Here is a 7,002-nt window from a genome sequence, read left to right as displayed (position 1 = left end):
TGATCATGGCTCAGATTGAACGCTGGCGGCAGGCTTAACACATGCAAGTCGAGCGGAGAGAGGTAGCTTGCTACTGATCTTAGCGGCGGACGGGTGAGTAATGCTTAGGAATCTGCCTATTAGTGGGGGACAACATTTCGAAAGGAATGCTAATACCGCATACGTCCTACGGGAGAAAGCAGGGGATCTTCGGACCTTGCGCTAATAGATGAGCCTAAGTCGGATTAGCTAGTTGGTGGGGTAAAGGCCTACCAAGGCGACGATCTGTAGCGGGTCTGAGAGGATGATCCGCCACACTGGGACTGAGACACGGCCCAGACTCCTACGGGAGGCAGCAGTGGGGAATATTGGACAATGGGCGCAAGCCTGATCCAGCCATGCCGCGTGTGTGAAGAAGGCCTTATGGTTGTAAAGCACTTTAAGCGAGGAGGAGGCTACTTTAGTTAATACCTAGAGATAGTGGACGTTACTCGCAGAATAAGCACCGGCTAACTCTGTGCCAGCAGCCGCGGTAATACAGAGGGTGCAAGCGTTAATCGGATTTACTGGGCGTAAAGCGCGCGTAGGCGGCTAATTAAGTCAAATGTGAAATCCCCGAGCTTAACTTGGGAATTGCATTCGATACTGGTTAGCTAGAGTGTGGGAGAGGATGGTAGAATTCCAGGTGTAGCGGTGAAATGCGTAGAGATCTGGAGGAATACCGATGGCGAAGGCAGCCATCTGGCCTAACACTGACGCTGAGGTGCGAAAGCATGGGGAGCAAACAGGATTAGATACCCTGGTAGTCCATGCCGTAAACGATGTCTACTAGCCGTTGGGGCCTTTGAGGCTTTAGTGGCGCAGCTAACGCGATAAGTAGACCGCCTGGGGAGTACGGTCGCAAGACTAAAACTCAAATGAATTGACGGGGGCCCGCACAAGCGGTGGAGCATGTGGTTTAATTCGATGCAACGCGAAGAACCTTACCTGGCCTTGACATAGTAAGAACTTTCCAGAGATGGATTGGTGCCTTCGGGAACTTACATACAGGTGCTGCATGGCTGTCGTCAGCTCGTGTCGTGAGATGTTGGGTTAAGTCCCGCAACGAGCGCAACCCTTTTCCTTATTTGCCAGCGAGTAATGTCGGGAACTTTAAGGATACTGCCAGTGACAAACTGGAGGAAGGCGGGGACGACGTCAAGTCATCATGGCCCTTACGGCCAGGGCTACACACGTGCTACAATGGTCGGTACAAAGGGTTGCTACCTAGCGATAGGATGCTAATCTCAAAAAGCCGATCGTAGTCCGGATTGGAGTCTGCAACTCGACTCCATGAAGTCGGAATCGCTAGTAATCGCGGATCAGAATGCCGCGGTGAATACGTTCCCGGGCCTTGTACACACCGCCCGTCACACCATGGGAGTTTGTTGCACCAGAAGTAGCTAGCCTAACTGCAAAGAGGGCGGTTACCACGGTGTGGCCGATGACTGGGGTGAAGTCGTAACAAGGTAGCCGTAGGGGAACCTGCGGCTGGATCACCTCCTTAACGAAAGATTGACGATTGGTAAGAATCCACAACAAGTTGTTCTTCATAGATGTATCTGAGGGTCTGTAGCTCAGTTGGTTAGAGCACACGCTTGATAAGCGTGGGGTCACAAGTTCAAGTCTTGTCAGACCCACCATGACTTTGACTGGTTGAAGTTATAGATAAAAGATACATGACTGATGATGTAAGCTGGGGACTTAGCTTAGTTGGTAGAGCGCCTGCTTTGCACGCAGGAGGTCAGGAGTTCGACTCTCCTAGTCTCCACCAGAACTTAAGAGAAGTTCGGATTACAGAAATTAGTAAATAGAGATTTTGGTCTTGGTTTATTAACTTCTGTGATTTAAGTATCACGGTATTAAGCATGACCTGACGAAGGCGTGTTTATTCATTAACAGATTGGCAAAATTGAGTCTGAAATAAATTGTTCACTCAAGAGTTTAGATTAAGCAATTAATCTAGATGAATTGAGAACTAGCAAATTAACTGAATCAAGCGTTTTGGTATATGAATTTAGATTGAAGCTGTACAGTGTTTAAGTACACAGGCAACAGATAGTAGCGATGAAGAATCGCACGGACAACACTCACTTGTAGGTGTTGACGACTGTTTGGGGTTGTATAGTCAAGTAATTAAGTGCATGTGGTGGATGCCTTGGCAGTCAGAGGCGATGAAAGACGTGATAGCCTGCGAAAAGCTCCGGGGAGGCGGCAAATATCCTTTGATCCGGAGATTTCTGAATGGGGGAACCCACCTACTTTAAGGTAGGTATTGCAACATGAATACATAGTGTTGCAAGGCGAACGAGGGGAAGTGAAACATCTCAGTACCCTTAGGAAAAGAAATCAATTGAGATTCCCTCAGTAGCGGCGAGCGAACGGGGATCAGCCCATTAAGTTATGTGTGTTTTAGTGGAACGCTCTGGGAAGTGCGAACGTAGAGGGTGATATTCCCGTACACGAAAGGGCACACATAATGATGACGAGTAGGGCGAGGCACGTGAAACCTTGTCTGAATATGGGGGGACCATCCTCCAAGGCTAAATACTCCTGACTGACCGATAGTGAACCAGTACCGTGAGGGAAAGGCGAAAAGAACCCCTGTGAGGGGAGTGAAATAGATCCTGAAACCGCATGCATACAAGCAGTGGGAGCACCTTCGTGGTGTGACTGCGTACCTTTTGTATAATGGGTCAGCGACTTATATTCAGTAGCGAGGTTAACCGTATAGGGGAGCCGTAGAGAAATCGAGTCTTAATAGGGCGTTTAGTTGCTGGGTATAGACCCGAAACCAGGCGATCTATCCATGAGCAGGTTGAAGGTTGGGTAACACTAACTGGAGGACCGAACCCACTGTCGTTGAAAAGCCAGGGGATGACTTGTGGATAGGGGTGAAAGGCTAATCAAGCCTGGTGATAGCTGGTTCTCCCCGAAAGCTATTTAGGTAGCGCCTCGGACGAATACCATAGGGGGTAGAGCACTGTTTCGGCTAGGGGGTCATCCCGACTTACCAAACCGATGCAAACTCCGAATACCTATGAGTACTATCCGGGAGACAGACTGCGGGTGCTAACGTCCGTAGTCAAGAGGAAAACAATCCAGACCGCCAGCTAAGGCCCCAAAATCATAGTTAAGTGGGAAACGATGTGGGAAGGCATAGACAGCTAGGAGGTTGGCTTAGAAGCAGCCACCCTTTAAAGAAAGCGTAATAGCTCACTAGTCGAGTCGGCCTGCGCGGAAGATGTAACGGGGCTAAAACTATGTGCCGAAGCTGCGGATTTGACATTAGTCAAGTGGTAGGGGAGCGTTCTGTAAGCCGATGAAGGTGTATTGAGAAGTATGCTGGAGGTATCAGAAGTGCGAATGCTGACGTGAGTAACGACAAAACGGGTGAAAAACCCGTTCGCCGAAAGACCAAGGGTTCCAGTCCAACGTTAATCGGGGCTGGGTGAGTCGACCCCTAAGGCGAGGCCGAAAGGCGTAGTCGATGGGAAATTGGTTAATATTCCAATACTTCTGTGTAATGCGATGAGAGGACGGAGAAGGTTAAGTCAGCCTGGCGTTGGTTGTCCAGGTGGAAGGATGTAGGTATGTATCTTAGGCAAATCCGGGGTACTCTATACTGAGATCCGATAGCAAGCTGTACTTGTACAGTGAAGTGGCTGATACCATGCTTCCAGGAAAAGTCTCTAAGCTTCAGTTACACAGGAATCGTACCCGAAACCGACACAGGTGGTCAGGTCGAGTAGACCAAGGCGCTTGAGAGAACTCTGCTGAAGGAACTAGGCAAAATGGTACCGTAACTTCGGGAGAAGGTACGCTGTTGTTGGTGATGGAACTTGCTTCCTGAGCTGACGACAGCCGCAGAAACCAGGCCGCTGCAACTGTTTATTAAAAACATAGCACTCTGCAAACACGAAAGTGGACGTATAGGGTGTGATGCCTGCCCGGTGCTGGAAGGTTAATTGATGGGGTTAGCGTAAGCGAAGCTCTTGATCGAAGCCCCAGTAAACGGCGGCCGTAACTATAACGGTCCTAAGGTAGCGAAATTCCTTGTCGGGTAAGTTCCGACCTGCACGAATGGCATAATGATGGCGGCGCTGTCTCCAGCAGAGGCTCAGTGAAATCGAAATCGCTGTGAAGATGCAGTGTACCCGCGGCTAGACGGAAAGACCCCGTGAACCTTTACTGCAGCTTGACACTGAACTTTGACCTTACTTGTGTAGGATAGGTGGGAGGCTTTGAAGTTGGAACGCTAGTTCCAATGGAGCCGTCCTTGAAATACCACCCTGGTAATGTTGAGGTTCTAACTCTGTCCCGTTATCCGGGACGAGGACCGTGTCTGGTGGGTAGTTTGACTGGGGCGGTCTCCTCCTAAAGAGTAACGGAGGAGTACGAAGGTGCGCTCAGCGTGGTCGGAAATCACGCGTAGAGTATAAAGGCAAAAGCGCGCTTAACTGCGAGACCCACAAGTCGAGCAGGTACGAAAGTAGGTCTTAGTGATCCGGTGGTTCTGTATGGAAGGGCCATCGCTCAACGGATAAAAGGTACTCTGGGGATAACAGGCTGATACCGCCCAAGAGTTCATATCGACGGCGGTGTTTGGCACCTCGATGTCGGCTCATCTCATCCTGGGGCTGAAGCAGGTCCCAAGGGTATGGCTGTTCGCCATTTAAAGAGGTACGCGAGCTGGGTTTAGAACGTCGTGAGACAGTTCGGTCCCTATCTACCGTGGGCGCTGGAAATTTGAGAGGATCTGCTCCTAGTACGAGAGGACCAGAGTGGACGAACCTCTGGTGTACCGGTTGTGACGCCAGTCGCATCGCCGGGTAGCTATGTTCGGAAGGGATAACCGCTGAAAGCATCTAAGCGGGAAGCCTACCTCAAGATAAGATTTCCCTAGGAATTTATTCCTCTAAAGAGCCGTTCGAGACTAGGACGTTGATAGGTTGGATGTGGAAGCATAGTGATATGTGAAGCTGACCAATACTAATTGCTCGTGAGGCTTGACTATACAACACCCAAGCAGGTGTATATGAAGCATCAATCGATTCATAAACATGCAAAGCAACTTGATTTAGTTAAACACTTAGCTAAAATGAACAACGAAAAATCAGACCAATCAGCCCATCTGTAAAGATTTGGAAAACGCAACGTATCACACAGTGAATAAAACGAAGCAAGTATCCATACCAGTTGTGCTGGCGACCATAGCAAGAGTGAACCACCTGATCCCTTCCCGAACTCAGAAGTGAAACCTCTTAGCGCTGATGGTAGTGTGGGGTTACCCATGTGAGAGTAAGTCATCGCCAGCTCATTATTCTAAACACCCCCATTCTAATGAATGGGGGTGTTTTTTATTGGGGAGTTTAATTTTTAATAAAAGATAGGTCCAAAATTAGATTTGTATTCTGGCTGTATTCTATGAATATAATGATGAACTCTATTATTTTGGGTACGTCCATGAAAATCAATTCTTTCTCTCCAATACCTGAAGATGATGAAGAGCTATCTTTGCCTGCATTGATTTATTGGGCATCTCTAGGTGATATCGATCAAGTAAATGAATTACTAATAGAGGGAGAGGATCCTAATCAGATAGATGATGAGGGATATAGTGCTCTACAGGCAGCTGCTGAAAATGATCATTTAGAGATAGTTCAACTCTTAATTGAAAAAGGTGCGCATGTCGCTTACAAAAGTGAGTACACAGCATTAGAGCTTGCAGAAATGGCAGGTAATACTGATGTAGTGAAGTATTTAAAGAGTTTATAAAATTAAAGGCCTCTTTTGTTTAGAAAAGAGGCCTTTTCTTCAATTAAGACAAATGATATTTCTGTAGTTTCTCAACAATAGATTGAAGACCTTTTACTTCAAACTCATTAGCTTCAAATTTTTCATCTTTATTACGTTTAAATATATCTCTTATCTCTATTACAGCATTCGGGTCAATAATACTTAAACTTGAGGTGACTTGACGTATTTGGCTAATAGAGCGAGAGCCATTTGTTGAACCATAACCAATAAATGCAGCAGGTTTACCACTCCATTCCTTACCGACATAATCAAGTGCATTTTTTAAAGCTGGGCTGTAACCATGGTTGTATTCTGGGCTAATAAAGATAAATGCGTCTGCTTGAGCAATTTTGTCTGCCCATTCTTGTTGTTTAGGTTGATCATAAATCCCAGTAGCAGGAGGGTGAGAACCTGAAAATAACGGTAAACTCCACTCTTTTAAATCAATTACTTCTGTCTGAAAATCTTCTAGATTAAATGATGGAATTGTGGATTCTAGCCAATTGGCAACTTTAATTGCTGTACGTCCTTCACGAACACTTCCTACGATAATATAGACCAGCATGTATTTTTCCTAAGAATTTTTATCTTTATAACTTAATTCATTATATAGGTAGGAGAGAATATAGAATTTGTAAGGATTCTTATGTCACTAATAAAAATTGAATCATAAAAAAGCCCTCATTTAGAGGGCTTTTTTATTTACATTAGCTTAATGCCTTGTTGGCCTTCAGGAGTAACCTTAAATATTTCTACTTCAAAGGTAATATTTTTCCCAGCTAATGGGTGATTAAAATCAATTTCTGTAATGTCATCATTAACTGATTTTACTACACCGAATAAGGTGGTTTTTGCCTTATCTTCAAATTCGATCATGTGACCAGGAATAGGGCGTTGTTCAAACTTAACTGTATCGAAAGTTTGAACATTTTCTGGATTCCATGGACCAAAAGCCTCTTCTGGTGGAAGGTGTACTGTACGGCGGTCACCTGCACGTAAACCGAATAATGCTTTTTCGAAACCTGGTAAAAGGTTTCCGTCACCAATAGTCAGACTAACTGGCTCTTCACGGCTACGTGTATTGTCAATTTCTACACCATTTTCGATAGCTACAGAAAAGTGTAGGTCGACTTTAGAGCCTTCTTGGATACGAATTTCTTCGTTAGGTTGAATAATTTCGGTCAT

General features: G+C 46.1%; 3 protein-coding genes, 2 tRNA genes and 3 rRNA genes. 6 read left to right on the top strand and 2 right to left on the bottom strand.

The window, feature by feature from the left end; all coding sequences use genetic code 11:
* The 6 genes from J580_RS21320 to J580_RS21295 form a co-directional block, all read left to right on the top strand.
* Nucleotides 1-1,525, top strand: a 16S ribosomal RNA gene (locus J580_RS21320); the annotation flags it as partial.
* A 59-nt stretch (nucleotides 1,526-1,584) separates the two neighbouring features.
* Nucleotides 1,585-1,661, top strand: a tRNA-Ile gene (locus J580_RS21315).
* A gap of 55 nt (nucleotides 1,662-1,716) precedes the next feature.
* Nucleotides 1,717-1,792 (top strand) — tRNA-Ala (locus J580_RS21310).
* A 352-nt stretch (nucleotides 1,793-2,144) separates the two neighbouring features.
* Nucleotides 2,145-5,035: ribosomal RNA gene (locus J580_RS21305) — 23S ribosomal RNA — on the top strand.
* A gap of 186 nt (nucleotides 5,036-5,221) precedes the next feature.
* Nucleotides 5,222-5,336 (top strand): 5S ribosomal RNA (gene rrf / locus J580_RS21300).
* Nucleotides 5,337-5,454: 118 nt separating this feature from the next.
* A complete protein-coding gene (locus J580_RS21295) occupies nucleotides 5,455-5,796 on the top strand; it encodes an ankyrin repeat domain-containing protein (protein WP_081313515.1) in 342 nt (113 codons plus the stop codon).
* A 43-nt stretch (nucleotides 5,797-5,839) separates the two neighbouring features.
* Here the strand turns inward: J580_RS21295 and J580_RS21290 are convergent, their stop codons facing one another.
* Together J580_RS21290 and J580_RS21285 are read right to left on the bottom strand one after the other, a co-directional pair.
* Nucleotides 5,840-6,382, bottom strand: coding sequence for an NADPH-dependent FMN reductase (locus tag J580_RS21290; RefSeq protein WP_032005783.1), 543 nt, complete (start codon nucleotides 6,380-6,382; stop codon nucleotides 5,840-5,842).
* Between the two features lie 137 nt (nucleotides 6,383-6,519).
* Nucleotides 6,520-7,002 carry an FKBP-type peptidyl-prolyl cis-trans isomerase gene (locus tag J580_RS21285; RefSeq protein ID WP_014208021.1) on the bottom strand — a complete coding sequence of 161 codons (483 nt, stop codon included), beginning with the start codon at nucleotides 7,000-7,002 and terminating at the stop codon, nucleotides 6,520-6,522.

This window comes from Acinetobacter sp. 1542444, assembly GCF_000581835.1.
Classification (GTDB): Bacteria; Pseudomonadota; Gammaproteobacteria; order Pseudomonadales; family Moraxellaceae; genus Acinetobacter; species Acinetobacter pittii.
This window is presented reverse-complemented; position numbering and strand designations above follow the sequence as displayed.